2 protein-coding genes and 1 pseudogene are annotated in these 2635 nt (G+C 64.1%); all 3 read left to right on the forward strand.

Annotation, left to right across the window (positions count from 1 at the left end):
• A pseudogene (locus DKT77_RS06805) lies at positions 1 to 261 on the forward strand (hypothetical protein); the annotation flags it as partial.
• A gap of 96 nt (positions 262 to 357) precedes the next feature.
• Positions 358 to 738 carry a TniQ family protein gene (locus DKT77_RS21490; RefSeq protein ID WP_420798300.1) on the forward strand — a complete coding sequence of 127 codons (381 nt, stop codon included), beginning with the start codon at positions 358 to 360 and terminating at the stop codon, positions 736 to 738.
• A gap of 644 nt (positions 739 to 1382) precedes the next feature.
• The gene (locus DKT77_RS06815; protein WP_109809696.1) at positions 1383 to 2579 is read left to right on the forward strand and encodes an IS256 family transposase; all 1197 of its coding nucleotides are present in this window, start codon (positions 1383 to 1385) and stop codon (positions 2577 to 2579) included.
• The last annotated feature ends 56 nt before the right edge of the window (positions 2580 to 2635 follow it).

Genomic DNA, 2635 nt, shown 5'->3' on the forward strand with positions numbered 1-2635 from the left:
AAACCCTGCGCGCCACCCGACACTACGGCAAGGCATTCTGGAAACGCTGGACCGGATACCATGTCCGAAGCCGGATCGAAGCAAAGATGCGGTGCCTGAAGGCCTTCGGAGAACGCATCAGCGCAAGAGACCCAGACCGCCAAACCGCCGAAATCCAAATCCGCATCCTTCGCAGCCTCTCTCGAACCGGTGGCGTTCGCCTGCTCAGTCATGAACCGCTTCAATGCCCTCGGCACCGCCGAGATCGTCCGCGTGGCCTGAGTTTAGTGGGGCAAGGGGCAGTCACGTCTCAAGCGCGAGTTGCGCAACAACGCCGTGAGACGCTCCCGTCGCTGTTTTCGCGCATGGCAATCCTAAATGGGACGGACGTTGTCAACTTCGTTCTCGATTTTGGTATCACCTTTCGGCGTATCGTTGAGCAGGACGGAAGAGGCCGTCGCGATTTTTGCAGAACGCGCAAAGCTGTCGGCCACGCAGCTCGCCGAGTTGCTCTCCTGGACAGGTGAACGCATCGGAGACGTCCGGGTGCGGGTTCGGAAGGAAGTCTTCGTCTCGCGGGCCCTACGAAACCCGATCATTCGGGGCTCTCCACACTGCATGCGCGAGCATGCAGCCGATCAGCCCCATCCATTGCGGCACATTGCCTTGCGGGGGGACTGGCTCTGCAGAGGTGTTGATATTTGCCAGCAGCACCATCATCCGTTGGTTCCCTTGTGGTCTAGCTCGCGCCCCAATTGAGCGGGATGACATTGGAGCGAGCTTGGCGGAAATCCTGCCGGACCTGCGAGCTGGATCATTCGACCGCATGCGCATTGATCCTACCGACTATGACCTTTGGCTCGATAAGCGTCTATCGCAGGGTATCGCTGCGGACGACACATGGCTGGCCTCACAGCCAGTGTTTCCGGCGATCACACTCTGTGAGTTCATCGGTGCAGCCTTGCTGCGCAAACAGGGCGAGGCCCCGGAAGATCGGCGCGCCAAGGCCACGGGCTTTGCCTTTGTCTCGCAAGGCCCCGACGGGATCCGAGCGGCTCTGGACTTTCTTATGCGATCGGAGGACGGAGGCCACATCGGAACGCTGGGAGAGTTGGGTCCGCTCCTCCGACACCTTAGGGGCAGCTATCTTGATGACGATGCCTTTGCGGGCTTTCGCAGCATCCTTCGTGACTATTTTCTGCAGATATGGCCCTTGGCGCCAGGGGATGACCTTCTTGGGCTGGCTGTGACAGAGAGCAGTGCCCCCGGACGTGGTGTAGGAGGAGGCCGCGCGCGGAGCCTCCGGCGCAGCGCAGCGCGCGGCCGGCGGTGACGCTGGCGGCCATCGCCGGTCTTCGGAGAAGGTTCGGGTTGCGAAACCTGGAACCGAACCGGAGACGACGATGACCGACGATAGAATGACCCTGATGGAGCTGGTGGAGAAGTCCGCCGACGAGGATCTCGTCCGCGACATGCTCGCCTATGCCGCCGAGCGGCTGATGGAGATGGAGGTCGAGGCTGCGACGGGCGCGCCAAAAGGAACGCGCACACCGGCGCGCACCACGCAGCGCAATGGATACCGCGAGAGAGGCTGGGAGACCCGCGCCGGCCGGATCGACCTGGCGATCCCGAAGCTGCGCAAGGGCAGCTACTTCCCGAGCTTTCTCGAACCGCGCAGGACGGCGGAGAAGGCCCTCGTGGCCGTCATCCAGGAAGCCTATGTGCACGGCGTCTCGACGCGCGCCGTGGACGATCTGGTGCGTGCCATGGGCGGGAGTGGCGTGTCTAAGAGCCAGGTGAGTCGGCTCTGCGCCGAGATCGACGAGCGCGTGCTGGCATTCCTCACCCGGCCTCTCGAGGGCGCCTGGCCCTATCTCTGGCTCGATGCAACCTACATCCGGGTGCGCGAGAACGGCCGGATCATCAGCCGTGCCGTAATAATCGCGGTGGCGGTCAACGGGGACGGCCGACGCGAGGTGCTCGGCGTCGCCACCGGCCCCTCCGAGGCGGAGACGTTCTGGACTGGCTTCCTGCGCTCTCTCGCCGATCGCGGCCTGCGCGGCGTGAAGCTCGTCGTGGCCGACGATCACAAGGGGCTCAGGGCCGCAGCCCGCCGAGTGTTCGATGCGACCCACCAACGGTGTCGCGTGCACTGGCTCAGAAACGCGCTCGCCCATGCCCCGGCCAAGAGCCGCACCGCCGTGGCCGCAATGCTCAAGACGATCTTCGCCCAGGAGACCAAGGCCGAGGCGGAGACCCAGTGGGACGCCATCGCCGACGCCCTCCGTGAGAAGAATGACCGGCTCGGCGCCATGATGGACGCCTCCCGCGACGACGTGCTCGCCTACATGGACTTCCCCAGGGAGCACTGGGCGCAGATCAGCTCGACCAACCCGCTTGAGCGCGTCAACAAGGAGATCAAGCGCCGTTCCAATGTCGTCGGGATCTTTCCGAACGACGCGGCCATCATCCGTCTGGTCGGCGCGCTGATGATCGAAACCAACGACGAGTGGGCCGTCGCGCGCCGTTACATGGGGCTGGAGTCGCTGGCCCGCATCACCGATACTCACAACGTCAGACTGCCCGCCGTGGCGACCTGACCAACTCGAGCCTCTCCGAAGGCCGGCCCTCTTACACCACGCCGCGGGGCACTACC

Origin of the sequence: Meridianimarinicoccus roseus (assembly GCF_003172915.1) — a bacterium.
In the GTDB taxonomy this organism is placed as follows: Bacteria; Pseudomonadota; Alphaproteobacteria; order Rhodobacterales; family Rhodobacteraceae; genus Meridianimarinicoccus; species Meridianimarinicoccus roseus.